A 14,293-nucleotide genomic window follows, 5' to 3' on the forward strand; every position below is an offset into this window, starting at 1 on the left:
TACACCGGTTTTTTGTACCCTGCGAAAGGCGTTTTTGTGGAACTTCCCGTCTGGTTCGAGGTCGGCTCATTCGTCGTCCTCGGCATCATCCTCCTTATGGACCTGCTTCTGGTGGTGCGCCGCCCGCACGAGCCCTCCATGAAGGAAGCCGGCCTCTGGGTGGCCTTTTATGTGGCGCTGGCCCTGGTGTTTGCCGGTGCCATGTTCGCGTTTACGGGACCCGAGTACGGTGGCCAGTTCGTGGCCGGCTGGGTGACAGAGTACAGCCTTAGCATCGACAACCTGTTCGTTTTCATCATCATCATGGCGCGCTTCTCGGTGCCCCGTAAGTACCAGCAGGAAGTGCTGATGGTGGGCATCATCATCGCGCTGATCCTGCGCGGCATCTTCATCATGCTCGGCGCCATCGTCATTGAACAGTTCAGCTGGGTCTTCTACATCTTCGGTGCGTTCCTCCTCTGGACCGCGTGGAAGCAGGCGCAGGACGAAGGCGAAGACGAAGAGGACACGGAGAACGCCATCATCGCCAAGCTCCGCAAGGTGATCCCGATGTCCGAGAAGTTCGACGGCGGCAAGCTGCGCACCACGGTGGACGGCAAGAAGGTCTTCACCCCGATGCTCATCGTCTTCATCACCATCGGCATGACCGACCTGCTGTTCGCCGTCGACTCCATCCCCGCCATCTTCGGCCTGACGCAAAGCGCCTTCATTGTCTTCACGGCGAACATCTTCGCCCTGATGGGCCTGCGGCAGCTGTACTTCCTGCTCGGCGGCCTGATGAACCGCCTCGTCTACCTGAAGCACGCACTGTCCATCATCCTGGCCTTCATCGGCGTGAAGCTGATCCTGCACGCCATGCACGTCAACGAACTGCCGTTCATCAACGGCGGGCACCACATTGAATGGGCCCCGGAGATCCCCACCTTCGTGTCCCTCGCGGTTATCATCGGCACCATCATCATTGCCGTGATCGCCAGCCTCGTCAGCACCGGCGCGCAGAAGGCCAAGCTGGACGCCCGCCTCGAGGAGGACGCGCGGAAGAGCATGAGCGACGTCGACTAGGCCTCCTCTGCCCCCACAGCACGAACAAAAGCAACCCCGGCCGCGCATGTGGCCGGGGTTGCTTTGTCCGCTGCTGGGTTTGCTAACTGCCCGGCTTAGCGGACCGAGCGCACCATGCCGAGGAGGCGGCTGAAAATAGCTTCGCCGTCGTCGGCGATCCCGTCGTGGTGGAACTCCCCGGTTTCCCACGTCTTCAGTTTGCGGACGGCGGCGGCGGTCTCCATGGAGAGCCCGTGGTCCACATAGATGTCGTCGCGGTAGACGGCGGCCGCGGCCGGGACGATATTGGCGGCCAGTTGCGCCGTGTCGTACAGCGGTTTCCAGCCGGTCTCGGCCGCCAGCAGTTCCGCCACTTCCCCCAGGGGGCGGAGGGCCGGATCCTGGTCGAAGTACCAGGGGTAGACCATTTCGCCGGTCAGGAGTACCTCGGCAGCGTCCGGGCTGAACTCGGGGAACTCTTCAAGGACACGCCAGGCCGCCCAACCGGTGGCCGTACCCTGGCCGTAGATGGACTCGTGCATCAGCGCATACAGGGGGTTTGATGCGCGCGAGACCTGTGAGCGCACCTGCTCCAGGAACGGATCCGAGAGCCGCGGACCGCAGGGCGTCTCCACGAAGGCGTCCTCCAGCAGATTGTGCAGGCTGTCCACCCGCGTGTTCCCGCCGAGGAAGGATCCCAGCATCTGGAACCTCTCCACCGTCAGCGGGGAGCCGTCCAGGAGGTACTCCGGGGTGCTGCGGAGATGGTTCACGATGCGGTTCACCGCCTCGCGGTCCTCGGGATACCAGCCGAAGTACTCCGCATTACGGGCAGCCACCCGCCTGAACGTCTCCCGGTAGACCCGGTCCGGGGAACCTTTCAACGGGGCCAGCCCGCCGGTGATCAGGACTTCCCGGAGGCCGGTGGGCCCGAATGACAGGTAGGTCAGGGCGCAGAAACCGCCGTAGCTTTGCCCGTAGACGGTCCATGGCTCCGCGCCGAGGGCCTGGCGGATGAGTTCGGCGTCGGCAACGATCGAGTCAGCCCGGAAGTGCTTGAGGTAGCTGGCCTGCGCGGGGGCGTCTCCCCGCAGCGGCAGCGTGTTGCGGTCAATGGGGGAGGAGAGGCCGGTGCCGCGCTGGTCCAGCATCAGGATACGGAAATCCTTCGCGGCGGCCTTGCTCCAGCCCCCGAGCGACGCGAAGCGGTTGCCGCGGCCTCCCGGACCACCCTGCAGGTACAAGAGCCACGGCAGCTCGGCGGCCGCAGCCTCGGTGTGCTCGGCGGAAACGTACTCGCGGGCGAAGACGGTGATGGTCTCGGCCGCGGCATCGGCGGCCGGGTCCGCAAAATGGTCCAGCGGCACCCTGAAGCAGTGCTCCACCGTGCGCATGCCACGGAACGTGTGCCGGGCCCGGACGGTATGTACAGCGTCCTTCTGCGAGTTTGCGCCCTTCTGTGAGCTATGGCCCTTCTGCGAGCTGGCGCCTTTCTGCACACTGGCGTCCAGCGCTGCCTCAGCCATGGACACCAACTTCGGTGCGGCTCCCGAACTCGGCCAGCGCGGCTCCCGTCAGCCGGAACGTGGACCATTCCTCCATCGGGAACGCTCCAAGCTTCCGGTAGAAGTTGATGGACGGTTCGTTCCAGTCCAGTACGCTCCACTCGACCCGCGCATAGCCGCGTTCGACGGCGGTCGCGGCCAAGTGCTGCAGCAAGGCCTTCCCGTGGCCCTCGCCCCGTGCTTCCGGGGTGACGTAGAGGTCCTCCAGGTAGATCCCGTGCACGCCTTCCCACGTTGAGTAGTTGAGGAACCAGAGTGCGAAGCCGCGCACCTGCCCGTCCCCGTTTTCGGCAATATGGGCGTAAACGCGCGGGTTGTTCCCGAAGAGGACCTCGGTGAGCAGCTCGGGCGTGTTCCGGACCGCGTCCGGCTCCTTTTCGTATACGGCCAGCTCGTGGATCATCTGCAGGATTATGGGAACATCGGCGGGTGTGGGGCCAAGCTGGACGCCCGCCTCGAGGAGGACGCGCGGAAGAGCATGAGCGACGTCGACTAGGCCTCCTCTGCCCCCACAGCACAAAGAAAAGCAACCCCGGCCGCCCCACGTGGCCGGGGTTGCTTTGTCCGTTGCCGGGGCTGTTGGTTGCCTGGCTACCGGACCGAGCGCACCATGCCGAGGAGGCGGCTGAAAATGGCTTCGCCGTCGTCGGCGATCCCGTCGTGGTGGAACTCCCCGGTTTCCCACGTCTTCAGTTTGCGGACGGCGGCGGCGGTCTCCATGGAGAGCCCGTGGTCCACATAGATGTCGTCGCGGTAGACGGCAGCCGCGGCCGGGACGATATTGGCGGCCAGCTGCGCCGTGTCGTACAGCGGCTTCCAGCCGGTCTCGGCCGCCAGCAGTTCCGCCACTTCTCCCAGCGGGCGGAGGGCCGGATCCTGGTCGAAGTACCAGGGGTAGACCATTTCGCCGGTCAGGAGTACCTCGGCAGCGTCCGGGCCGAATTCCGGGAACTCCTCAAGGACACGCCAGGCCGCCCAGCCGGTGGCCGCGCCCTGGGCGTAGATGGACTCGTGCATCAGCGCATACAGGGGGTTTGATGCACGCGAGATGTGTGCGCGCACCTGCTCCAGGAACGGATCCGAGAGCCGCGCACCGCAGGGCGTCTCCACAAAGGCGTCCTCCAGCAGGTTATGCAGGCTGTCCACCCGCGTGTTCCCGCCGAGGAAGGATCCCACCATCTGGAACCTCTCCACCGTCAGCGGGGAGCCGTCCGGGAGGTACTCCGGGGTGCTGCGGAGGTGGTCCACGATGCGGTTCACGGCCTCGCGGTCCTCGGGATACCAGCCGAAGTACTCCGCGTTGCGGGCAGCCACCCGCCTGAATGTCTCCCGGTAGACCCGGTCCGGGGAACCTTTCAACGGGGCCAGCCCGCCGGTGATCAGGACTTCGCGCAGGCCGGTGGGCGCGAATGACAGGTAGGTCAGGGCGCAGAAGCCGCCGTAGCTTTGCCCGTAGACGGTCCATGGCTCCGCGCCGAGGGCCTGGCGGATGAGTTCGGCGTCGGCAACGATCGAGTCAGCCCGGAAGTGCTTGAGGTAGCTGGCCTGCGCGGGGGCGTCTCCCCGCAGCGGCAGCGTGTTGCGGTCAATGGGGGAGGAGAGGCCGGTGCCGCGCTGGTCCAGCATCAGGATACGGAAATCCTTCGCGGCCGCCTTGCTCCAGCCCCCGAGCGACGCGAAGCGGTTGCCGCGGCCTCCCGGACCACCCTGCAGGTACAGGAGCCACGGCAGCTCGGCGGCCTCAGCCTCGGTGTGCTCGGCGGAAACGTACTCGCGGGCGAAGACGGTGATGGTCTCAGCCGCGGCATCGGCGGCCTGGTCCGCAAAATGGTCCAGCGGCACCCTGAAGCAGTGCTCCACCGTGCGCATGCCACGGAACGTGTGCCGGGCCCGGACGGTATGGGCAGGGTCCTTCTGCGAGCTGGCGCCCTTCTGCACTCTACGGCCCTTCTGCGAGCTGGCGCCCTTCTGCACGCTGGCGTCCAGCGCTGCCTCAGCCATGGACACCAACTTCGGTGCGGCTCCCGAACTCGGCCAGCGCGGCTCCCGTCAGCCGGAACGTGGACCATTCCTCCATCGGGAACGCTCCAAGCTTCCGGTAGAAGTTGATGGACGGTTCGTTCCAGTCCAGTACGCTCCACTCGACCCGCGCATAGCCGCGTTCGACGGCGGTCGCGGCCAAGTGCTGCAGCAAGGCCTTCCCGTGGCCCTCGCCCCGTGCTTCCGGGGTGACGTAGAGGTCCTCCAGGTAGATCCCGTGCACGCCTTCCCACGTTGAGTAGTTGAGGAACCAGAGTGCGAAGCCGCGCACCTGCCCGTCCCCGTTTTCGGCAATATGGGCGTAAACGCGCGGGTTGTTCCCGAAGAGGACCTCGGTGAGCAGCTCGGGCGTGTTCCGGACCGCGTCCGGCTCCTTTTCGTATACGGCCAGCTCGTGGATCATCTGCAGGATTATGGGAACATCGGCGGGTGTGGCGGGACGGATTACACTCATGGATCCGAGCTTACTGCGTACCGGGGAGGCTGCACGCCCGCAGGATGCCGCTGGCGTATAGGCTGTTGAGTCCAATGACGCGTCAAGAATCAGCAACCCTTCCGGGGGCGGTGTGAACAGGCCAGCCCAGCCAGCCGTGCAGCCGATCCGTCTGGCAGCCGTCCGGCTGTCCAGCGTCGACCTTCGCCAAACCGAATTCCTGGACGATGGCGAGCGGCGGCTGGCAGGGGCGTTCACTTCGCAGGTGCGGCGGGAGAGGTTCCTGGCCGGGCGCATCGCGTTGCGGCGCCATGCCGCCGAGATCGCCGGAGTGGATCCCACGGACCTGCAGGCCGATTACGTCTGCCGGGAGTGCACCAGGGACGACCATGTGCATGGGATGCCGCGGTATCAGGCTGGCTCACGGAAGGTGACCGTCCTGGCCAGCCTGAGCAGGGCGGAAGACTGGTGCCTGCTGGCCGCGTCCACGGACGGGCGGCTGCTGGGGGTCGGCGTCGACCTGGAGAGCGGCGGGGCCGCAGGTTTTGAGGGATTTGGACAGGTTGCACTTTCGGCGCGGGAACAGGAAGAACTGCAGAAGGTAGAGCCGGCGCTGAGGGCGGGTTTCCAGACACGCCTGTGGACCCGCAAGGAGGCAGTACTGAAGGCGATCGGCAGGGGGCTGGCCGTCGTCGATCCGGCCCTGGTGGATGTTGCCGGTTCCGTTCCCCTGCTGCCGGATCACGTGGCGGGAACGGGCGGCCGTCCTGGCTGGGTGGTGGACGCTGTGGATCCGGGTTCGGTGGGGCTGCCGCTTTCATTCACTGCAGCAGTGGCACTTGTCGTGGCGCCTCGTAGTTAGCTGCAGCCCCGGCCATCACTCTGAGTCAGCGCGCGGCAGCATCGCGAAGGCAACCGTCACGTAGCCCAGGGCACCCGCCATGTCGTGCAGCAACTGCCGGTCGATGTTTGAAGTGTCGTCGCAGGCCCTGTGATAGCACGGATCGTGCTCGCCGTTCTCAGTGCCGCCGAACTCCTCGACCTGTTGGGCCGTCTTCTCGTCTTCGTCTCCGGTGAACAGGCCGCCCGTGGGGATGCCGGCTTTCATAAATGCGTCGTAGTCGGAGTCGCCCTCTTCAAATTCCGCGGGCGCGGTCGCCAATCCGTTCTCCGCGAAATAGTCCAGGAAGGTGCGCTCGATTACGTCCGAGCCGGCCGGAGCGGCGTCACCGAAGCTTGAGCCGTCACCGTCGTGGACGAACCGTCCGCCGTTGGGCGATGCGACCATATCCAGGTTCAGGTTCAGCATGGTCTCAGTGTTTTCCTTGTTGCTGAGCGAGTCTACGTAGTGTTGGGAGCCCAGCAGGTCCACCTCTTCGGCGCCCCAGAAAGCAAAACGCACCCGGTTCTTCGGCTGGACGCCCGTCTCGGCCATCCAGCGGGCGGTCTCGATCATGGCGGCCACGCCGCTGCCGTTGTCGTTGATCCCTGGACCGCGGCGCACCGAGTCGAGATGGCCGCCCACCACGATGGTGTGTTCGGCGCTGCCTGCAGTGTCCGCGAGGATGTTGAAGGTCTCTGTGTCCGCCTCGCGGTCCTCATCCCAATAGGTGAAGACCTGCCGTACCGGCTTGTACCCGGCCGCACGCAGCTGTTCCTCAACATAACGGGCGGACGCTTCGTACCCGCGGGTCCCCGAGGCACGGTTTCCGCCGGCCTCATCGGCAATTTTTTGCAGTGCCTGGAGGTGCTTCATCAGGTTTCGCTTGGCAAAGGCTGCGTGGACCTGGGTGGCCTTTGCTTCCGCACCAGGCTTGACGGTTTCCGGCGCCGCCGTGGGCACCGGCGGGGTGGCCGGTTGCCGTTGCGGCGGGGATTCCTGTGCCGGGATTGTCACGGCCGGCGGTGCCTCGAGCGGCACCCTCCCGGCCGGCGAGGAACATGCCGCCATCAGCAATGCGGCAGCAGCGATGATGGTTCCTGCCATGGGTATTCGATATCTGCGCGTCGATCGGAACGCGTTCATGAGAGAACGCTACTGCTTGCTCAGAGGGGTTTGGAAGGTCTTTGACAAGAGTCGAGTATGGCTTCGCGCGGGGGGTGCGAGTACGAGTAAGTAGGTACTCACAAGGGATTGGATACAGGTACTCGAAATGGTTGCGGCGGGCTACGGAACCTGCCTACTGTCGAACCACAGGTTTGAAGCCTCAACTGCATCTCGGAGTATTTGCGGTGGGGAAGCCGGTATTCGCTGCTGGGGAAGATAGCGGTGACCGCAGTGTTCCGTTCGTGCCGCCCTGTGCGGCTCTTCTTGAAAAGTGAACTGGTCAGGACGCAGATGTCCGCCACCCTTCACGCACAAGCTGGCAGGAACAGTCCCCCAACCCTGACCAAGCGCATGGCAGGGAACGAGGGAGAACATGCCGATTATCAAGGACCCGCACCTGTTTAACGAGCAGAGCCTGTTCGTCGACCTGGAAGGGGTGCTGGGCTGCCGCCTCTATCTGAAGATCGAGGGCTTCAATTTCGCCGGCTCAATCAAGCTCAAGCCCGCACGGGAGATGGTCGAGCGCGCCGAGCGGGAGGGTCTGATCGGCCCCGGATCCATCCTCGTGGAATCCTCATCGGGCAACCTCGGCGTCGCGCTCAGCATGATCGCCGCCAGCAAGGGATACCGCTTCGTGTGTGTGATCGATCCGCGCTGCAACCCGGCAACCCGGCAATTCATGGAGTCGCTCGGGGCGCAGGTGGACCTGGTCACCGAACCGGATCCCACCGGGGGCTTCCTCGGCGCGCGGCTCAACCACGTGCAGGACCTGTGCGCGTCCGACGAGCGGTACATCTGGCTCAACCAGTACACCAATCCCGGCAACTGGGGAGCGCACTACCGCTGGACTGCCCCCGAGATCTCCAGTCAGTTCCCTGAACTGGACGTGCTGTTCGTGGGAGCCGGGACAACGGGGACCTTGATGGGTTGCGCGCGGTACTTCCGTGAACACCGGCCCGACGTCCGGATTGTCGCCGTCGACGCCGCAGGATCGGTCTCGTTCGGCGGCCCGCCGGCCACCCGCCTGATCCCGGGACTCGGCATGGGCGTGCGGCCGCCGCAGCTCGACGAATCCTTCATCGATGACGTGGTGATGGTCGAAGAACTGGACACGGTGCGCGCCTGCCACCGCCTCGCGGCTGCCGGTTTCACGCTCGGTGGTTCCACCGGGACCGTGGTCCACGGCGCCATGTCTTGGCTCGCCGACCACGACGCCCAGGACCTGACGGCGGTGGCCATCTCCCCGGACATGGGCCGTCCCTACCTGGACACCATCTACAACCCTGACTGGGTGCACGAGCACTTCGGCGCCGAAGCGCTGGCAACCGCCGATTTGGCAGGGACCCATGGGCGGCTCTCCGGCCCGGTGCCGGAGCCACAGCGCTCAGGCCCCATCTCCGTGGCCGATTACGTCGCCGCCCTCGGAAATTTCCTGCAGTGAAAATGCGACTCGACAATCTACAGGGCGCTCCGCGTTCCGCATCTCCCGTCATTCCCCCCATTCCTGAGACAACCGCGGCTCCGGCCGGGAATGGCTCTCCAGCCACGCCGGCCACGGGTACCGCGGTTGCCTTGGAGCGCCGGCTGGCGGGTGTGCTCGCATCAGTGGTGAAGAAGGACGACGTCCCCGTGGACGCCAACTTCTTCTATGAATTAGGCGCGGACTCACTGGTGATGGCGCAGTTTTGCGCCCGCGTGCGCAAGCAGCCGGATTTGCCCGCCGTGTCGATCAAGGACATCTACCAGAATCCCACCATCTCGGCGCTGGCCGCTGCCCTGGCACCGGCGGAAGAGGCGCCGGCGACGGTTCAGGTGCAGGAACGGTTGGCGGAGGTGCTGTCCGGCGTGCTGGACCTTGAGCATGTGCCGGTGGAGGCTGATTTCTTCCAGGACTTGGGTGCGGACTCGCTGGTCATGGCGCGGTTCTGCGCCCGGGTGCGTAAGCAGCCGGATTTGCCGGCGGTGTCGATCAAGGACATCTATCAGAACCCGACGATCTCGGGGCTGGCCGCGGCCCTGGCACCGGCGGAAACGGCGCCGGCCTCGGTGCAGGTGCGGGAGCGGCTGGCCGGGGTGCTGTCCGGAGTTCTCGGCATCCAGCAAGTCCCGATGGACGCTGACTTCTTCCAGGACCTGGGCGCGGACTCGCTGGTTATGGCGCGGTTCTGCGCCCGGATGCGGAAGGAGCCGGACCTGCCGGCGGTGTCGATGAAGGATGTCTATGGCAATCCGAGCGTCTCGGCCCTGGCCGCGGCTCTGCAGGTCCCCCTGCAGCACGACCGGCTGCAGGAGCCCTCGCCGGTCGCGGCTTCGGTGCCGGAGGTTCCGGCGCCGATGGACGCGCGGACCTGGGAGTACGTCGCCTGTGGCGCCCTGCAGGTGCTCGTCTACCTTGGCTACTGCCTCCTCGCTGGCTGGCTCGCGGTGGTGGGTTACCTGTTCATATTCCCGGAAGCGGGGGCGGGTAACCACCATTGGTTGAGCCACGAGACGAGCCTGTTGGAGATCTACCTGCGGTCGGTCGCGTACGCCGGGGCGACGTTCGTGCTGCTGAGTATCCTGCCGGTGGCCGCGAAGTGGATTATTATCGGGCGCTTCCGGCCCCAGGAGATCCGTATCTGGAGCCTGCAGTACTTCCGGTTCTGGCTGGTCAAGACCCTGATGCGAACTTCACCGCTGTCGCTGATGGTCGGTTCCCCGCTGACAACTTTCTACCTGCGGGCCATGGGTGCCAAAGTGGGCCGCAACGTGACGATCATGACCAAGCGCCTGCCGGTCTGCACCGACCTGCTCACGATCGGGGAGGGGACGGTGATCCGCAAGGACGTGATCGCAACCGGCTACCGGGCCCACGGCGGCGTTATCCAGTTCGGCGCGGTGACGCTGGGCCGTGACGTGCTCGTCGGCGAGGGCAGCATCCTGGACATTAACACGTCCATGGGAGACGGGTCGCAGTTGGGCCACCGGGCCAGTTTGTACGCTGGCCAGGCTGTGCCCGCGGACGAGCGCTGGCACGGTACGCCGGGCCGGCGCACGGATGCGGACTTCCGCACGGTTGAGGCCACGCCCTACCGGCCCTGGCGCCGGGGATGGTTTGCCTTCACCCAGTTCTTGAGTGCGGTCGGGGTGGGCCGGGTCATGCTGACCATAACCATCGCCCTGGCCGTGCTGGCGTTTCCGCGCGTGGCGGCGCTGTTGGAGGCGCAGCCGCTGGCGTTCACTGACTGGTCCTTCTACGCCCACGCTGTTGGCCTCGCCGGCCTGACCGTCTTCGGTGGAACGGTCGCGGCGTTGGTCATGGTGACGACCGTGCCGCGGCTGCTCAACCTCGCGTTAAAGCCTGACACGGTGTATCCGCTGTTCGGACTGCGTGACGCGGCATCGCGGGCGGTGACGAGGTTGACCAACAATGCCATGCTTGGCGGGTTGTTCGGCGACAGTTCGTACATTGTGAACTACCTGCAGGCCATCGGGTACGACCTCGGGAAAGTCCAGCAGACCGGCTCGAACATGGGTTCGGTGTTCAAGCACGACAATCCTTTCTTATCCTCGATCGGCACCGGCACGATGATCGCCGACGCAGTGTCGTTTATGAACGCCGACTACTCGCCGACGTCGTTCAAGGTCAGCCGGGCGGCGATCGGCAAGCACAACTTCCTTGGCAACGGCGTTTTCTACCCGGCCGGGGCAAGAACCGGGGACAACTGCCTGCTCGCGACCATGGTGGCGGTCCCCATCGACGGACCGGTGCGCCATGACGTGGGCCTGCTCGGGTCGCCGCCGTTCGAGATCCCCCGCTCGGTCTTCCGGGACGCCCTCCCTGAGGAACACAGGAGCCGTGCGCACTTCCGTCGGGACCTGGCCGCCAAGAACAGGCACAACCTGCGCACAATGGCCCTCTTGATGCTGGTGCGGTGGCTGAACATCTCGCTGGCCATGATCATCATGTTCGCCGCCCTCGAGCTGTCCGACCAATTCGGTTTCCTTGCCGTGAGTGCGTCGTTTGCCGTAATGCTCGTGGTTGGCTTGCTCGTTCCCGCTGGCATCGAGCGCATCGTGGCGCGGCGGGGACTTACGCCCCAGCTCTGCTCGATCTACAACCCCTACTTCTGGTGGCACGAGCGGTACTGGAAGCTGCAGATCCAGAGCCGGTACGTGAACATGCTCGACGGGACGCCGTTCAAGCCGCTGCTCTGGCGTCTGATCGGTGTGAAGATCGGGTCCCGGGTCTTCGATGACGGCTGCGCGTTCCCCGACCGGGTCCTGGTGACGATCGGCTCCCGCTGCACCCTGAACGCCGGCTCCGCATTGCAGTGCCATTCCCAGGAGGACGGAATGTTCAAGACCGACCACAGCATCCTTGGGGACGGCGTCACGCTTGGCATCGGCTGCGTTGTCCACTACGGCGTGAGCGCAGAAGACGGTGCCGTCGTCACCACCGACTCCTTCGTCATGAAGGGGACGACGCTCCCCCGGGGAACCGTGTGGGGTGGCAACCCGGCCGAAGAGGCCGGAGCCGACATCACATTGCCCGACGTCCTGGAAAGGCCACTGTCATGACCTCCAGCCCCGCGCTCAGCTGCCGCACGGCCGGCGAATCGCTCGATTCGGCCGGCGGCGGGAACTCCCTCCCCGCTGCCGCACCGACGACGATCCCCAGGTGGACGCAGGATCCCCAACCGGGCCAAGAGCAGGTCGAACTGCCGGTTCCCGGGGACCTGGGCACGGCCGTGCGGACGCTGGCCCAGAGCCTGCAAGTGGCTCCCGGCTCGATCTGGCTGGCGGCGCACGCCAGAGTGCTCCAGGCCCTGTCCGGTGAGACGGAGATCACCACCGGCTGCCTGGATTCGTTCGGGACCTGGCAGTGCAACCTGGATCTGACCCACCGGTCCTGGCGAGCCCTCGTCTCTGATGCGAACGACCGCCAAATTCGGGCCCGTACGGAGCAGTCCGGGCCCATGCAGGCTAGCTTCAGGCAGGCTAATCACAAGGCGGCCGCCCCGGGCTACGAGGTGGTGTTCGGCAGCCTTCGGGATGACGATACCGGGCTGCCGGAGGGCATCGTGCTCGGGATGTCGGTCGGGAACGCAGCCACCGGCGAGGTGCTTCGTCTGAACTACCGCCGCGACGTCCTCGACGAGGACGCAGCCCTCCGGATCGCCGGCTATCACCTGAGCGCAGTCCGGCATCTGGTCGCCGACCCAGGGTCGGACCCCGACGACGTCGACCTCGTCGGCCCCGAGGAGCGGTGCTTCCAGCTTGAGCAGCTGGCCGGGCCGGGGCGGCCCCGGCCCCAGCGGCGCTTCCACGAGTTGTTCGAGGAGCGTGTCCGGCAGCATCCCGATCGTATTGCGGCGGTCCAGGACTCGCGGGAGTGGTCGTACGCGGAGCTGAATGCCCGCGCCAACCGGCTGGCCCGCGCCTTGCTCGCGCGGGGGCTGCAGTCCGAGGACATCGTGGCGGTTGTTGCCGAACGGGACCTGGAGTGGATGGCCGCGGTGATCGGCATCCTCAAGGCCGGAGGCGCGTACCTGCCGATCGAGCCGCACTTCCCGGCCGACCGGATCGCCAGAACGCTCACGCGGGCCGGGGCCCGGGTAGTGGTCACCGAAGGCGGCAGCACCACCACCCTCGATGAGGCACTGGAGGGAATGCCTGCAGTGACGAAGCTTCTGTTCGAGGACATCGAGGCCGAGGGGCACCCCGGCGGCGACCTCGGCATACAGGTTCGTCCCGATCAGCTCGCTTACGTCTATTTCACCTCCGGGTCCACTGGCGAGCCGAAAGGCGCGATGTGCGAGCACGCAGGCATGGTGAACCACCTGTACGCCAAGATCGAGGACCTGGGGATTGGCCCCGGGGACGTCGTCGCCCAGAGCGCACCCCAGTGCTTCGACATCTCGCTGTGGCAGCTGGTTTCGGCGTTGCTCGTCGGCGGCCGCACACTCATCGTCGGCCAGGACCGCATCCTCGACGTCGAGCGCTTCATCGACACGGTGGAACGGGGCGCGGTGGCGGTTTTCCAGGTCGTCCCGTCGTATCTGGACGCCGTGGTGGCGTACCTGGGCGGCAAGCCCCATGCCTTACCGCACCTTCGCTGCGTCTCGGCGACAGGGGAGGCCCTGAAGCGTGAGCTGGTCCGCCGGTGGTTCGACGTCATGCCGGACGTCAAGCTTGTCAACGCCTACGGGCTGACGGAGACCTCCGATGATACGAACCACGAAGTGATGAGTGCAGCGCCCGCCGGCGGCACCGTACCACTGGGCCCGCCAATCCCGAACGTCCGGATCCACATCCTCGACGAGCGGCAGCGGCTTGTTCCGCTTGGAGCTCCGGGTGAGATCGCCTTCTCCGGGGTGTGCGTGGGCCGCGGCTACATCAACGACCCGGAGCGCACTGCACAGGCCTACTCCACCGATCCCTATGTGGACGGCGCGCGGCTCTACCGGGCCGGCGACTACGGCCGCTGGTCCCCGGACGGCAAGCTGGAGTACCTGGGCCGGCGGGACAACCAAGTCAAGATCTCCGGGTTCCGGATCGAAATCGGCGACATCGAAAACGCGCTGCTGCGGGTTCCCGGCGTCCGGGACGGCGCCGTCGTCGTCGGTGAGGGCGCCGGTCAGTCCAAGTTCCTGGTGGCGTTCTACTCCGGCAGCCGGCCGCTGGAGGTCGACGAAATCCGCAGCGAGCTGGCTGCCCGGGTACCGGGCTACATGGTTCCGTCGGCGTACAGGTGGCAGGAGAGCCTGCCCCTGACCGGCAACGGGAAGATCGACCGGAAGGCTTTGACGCGCATGGCGCGCGAGGTGGTTCCCGAAGCCGGCGCCGCCACGGAAGCGCTTTCAGCCGCTGAGCAGCGGCTCGCCGAGGCATGGGCGACGGTGCTCGGCCTGCCGGTGGGCCGGATCGGCGGGCAGGACTCGTTCTTTGCACTGGGCGGGACCTCGCTGTCCGCGGTGAAGCTCGCCGTCCTGCTCAAGCGTGCAGTGTCGATCAAGGACATCATGCAGACGCCCATCCTGGCAGACCTGGCGGCCCTGCTTGAGGCCTCGTCCTTCGCGGGCACAACCGTTCCGCCCGCCCCGCGGATGGCGGGAGCCGTCACGGAGCCCGATTCCATGGCCCCGGCGGGAGGACCGGTGGCCAATCCCACCCGCTACCCATGAA

The 14,293-nt window shown here is 66.0% G+C and carries 10 protein-coding genes; 5 read left to right on the forward strand and 5 right to left on the reverse strand.

The features are described from left to right. Window positions 1–36 precede the first annotated feature (36 nt). On the forward strand, window positions 37–1,062 hold the full coding sequence (locus ACFTR6_RS14510; protein ID WP_076803240.1) for a TerC family protein: 1,026 nt from the start codon (window positions 37–39) through the stop codon (window positions 1,060–1,062). A gap of 95 nt (window positions 1,063–1,157) precedes the next feature. On the opposite strand, the gene ACFTR6_RS14515 is transcribed toward ACFTR6_RS14510, so the two are convergent. The 4 genes from ACFTR6_RS14515 to ACFTR6_RS14530 all read right to left on the reverse strand — a co-directional run bounded on the left by ACFTR6_RS14515 (window position 1,158) and on the right by ACFTR6_RS14530 (window position 5,100). Next, a complete protein-coding gene (locus ACFTR6_RS14515) occupies window positions 1,158–2,435 on the reverse strand; it encodes an alpha/beta fold hydrolase (RefSeq protein ID WP_377958456.1) in 1,278 nt (425 codons plus the stop codon). Window positions 2,436–2,559: 124 nt separating this feature from the next. Next, on the reverse strand, window positions 2,560–3,009 hold the full coding sequence (locus ACFTR6_RS14520; protein ID WP_377958413.1) for a GNAT family N-acetyltransferase: 450 nt from the start codon (window positions 3,007–3,009) through the stop codon (window positions 2,560–2,562). 188 nt (window positions 3,010–3,197) lie between these two features. Further along, a complete protein-coding gene (locus ACFTR6_RS14525; protein WP_377958457.1) occupies window positions 3,198–4,475 on the reverse strand; it encodes an alpha/beta fold hydrolase in 1,278 nt (425 codons plus the stop codon). Between the two features lie 124 nt (window positions 4,476–4,599). Continuing rightward, entirely contained in the window at window positions 4,600–5,100 is a 501-nt protein-coding gene (locus ACFTR6_RS14530; RefSeq protein ID WP_377958414.1) for a GNAT family N-acetyltransferase, read from the reverse strand. Window positions 5,101–5,212: 112 nt separating this feature from the next. On the opposite strand from ACFTR6_RS14530, the gene ACFTR6_RS14535 reads away from it, so the two are divergent. After that, window positions 5,213–5,941 (forward strand): 4'-phosphopantetheinyl transferase family protein, encoded by a 729-nt coding sequence (locus tag ACFTR6_RS14535; protein ID WP_377958415.1) that lies wholly within the window; start codon window positions 5,213–5,215, stop codon window positions 5,939–5,941. A 15-nt stretch (window positions 5,942–5,956) separates the two neighbouring features. Here the strand turns inward: ACFTR6_RS14535 and ACFTR6_RS14540 are convergent, their stop codons facing one another. Continuing rightward, window positions 5,957–7,066: a M20/M25/M40 family metallo-hydrolase gene (locus tag ACFTR6_RS14540; RefSeq protein WP_377958416.1), complete on the reverse strand. Its 1,110-nt coding sequence runs from the start codon at window positions 7,064–7,066 to the stop codon at window positions 5,957–5,959. Between the two features lie 433 nt (window positions 7,067–7,499). On the opposite strand from ACFTR6_RS14540, the gene sbnA reads away from it, so the two are divergent. The 3 genes from sbnA to ACFTR6_RS14555 all read left to right on the forward strand — a co-directional run bounded on the left by sbnA (window position 7,500) and on the right by ACFTR6_RS14555 (window position 14,292). Continuing rightward, window positions 7,500–8,567, forward strand: a complete 1,068-nt coding sequence (gene sbnA, locus ACFTR6_RS14545; protein ID WP_377958417.1) for a 2,3-diaminopropionate biosynthesis protein SbnA — start codon at window positions 7,500–7,502, stop codon at window positions 8,565–8,567. A 152-nt stretch (window positions 8,568–8,719) separates the two neighbouring features. Next, window positions 8,720–11,686 carry a Pls/PosA family non-ribosomal peptide synthetase gene (locus ACFTR6_RS14550; protein WP_377958418.1) on the forward strand — a complete coding sequence of 989 codons (2,967 nt, stop codon included), beginning with the start codon at window positions 8,720–8,722 and terminating at the stop codon, window positions 11,684–11,686. After that, a complete protein-coding gene (locus ACFTR6_RS14555) occupies window positions 11,683–14,292 on the forward strand; it encodes an amino acid adenylation domain-containing protein (protein WP_377958419.1) in 2,610 nt (869 codons plus the stop codon). The genes ACFTR6_RS14550 and ACFTR6_RS14555 overlap by 4 nt, the downstream gene beginning before the upstream one ends. Window position 14,293 lies beyond the last annotated feature (1 nt).

It is taken from the genome of Arthrobacter sp. NPDC057009, assembly GCF_042673905.1.
Taxonomy (GTDB): Bacteria; Actinomycetota; Actinomycetes; order Actinomycetales; family Micrococcaceae; genus Arthrobacter.

Coding starts and splice junctions, on each gene's coding strand:
- ACFTR6_RS14530 (WP_377958414.1), bottom strand. CDS start 5,100: ATGAGTGTAATCCGTCCCGCCACACCCGCCGATGTTCCCATAATCCTG.
- ACFTR6_RS14515 (WP_377958456.1), bottom strand. CDS start 2,435: ATGCGCACGGTGGAGCACTGCTTCAGGGTGCCGCTGGACCATTTTGCG.
- ACFTR6_RS14540 (WP_377958416.1), bottom strand. CDS start 7,066: ATGGCAGGAACCATCATCGCTGCTGCCGCATTGCTGATGGCGGCATGT.
- sbnA (WP_377958417.1), top strand. CDS start 7,500: ATGCCGATTATCAAGGACCCGCACCTGTTTAACGAGCAGAGCCTGTTC.
- ACFTR6_RS14520 (WP_377958413.1), bottom strand. CDS start 3,009: ATGATCCACGAGCTGGCCGTATACGAAAAGGAGCCGGACGCGGTCCGG.
- ACFTR6_RS14555 (WP_377958419.1), top strand. CDS start 11,683: ATGACCTCCAGCCCCGCGCTCAGCTGCCGCACGGCCGGCGAATCGCTC.
- ACFTR6_RS14525 (WP_377958457.1), bottom strand. CDS start 4,475: ATGCGCACGGTGGAGCACTGCTTCAGGGTGCCGCTGGACCATTTTGCG.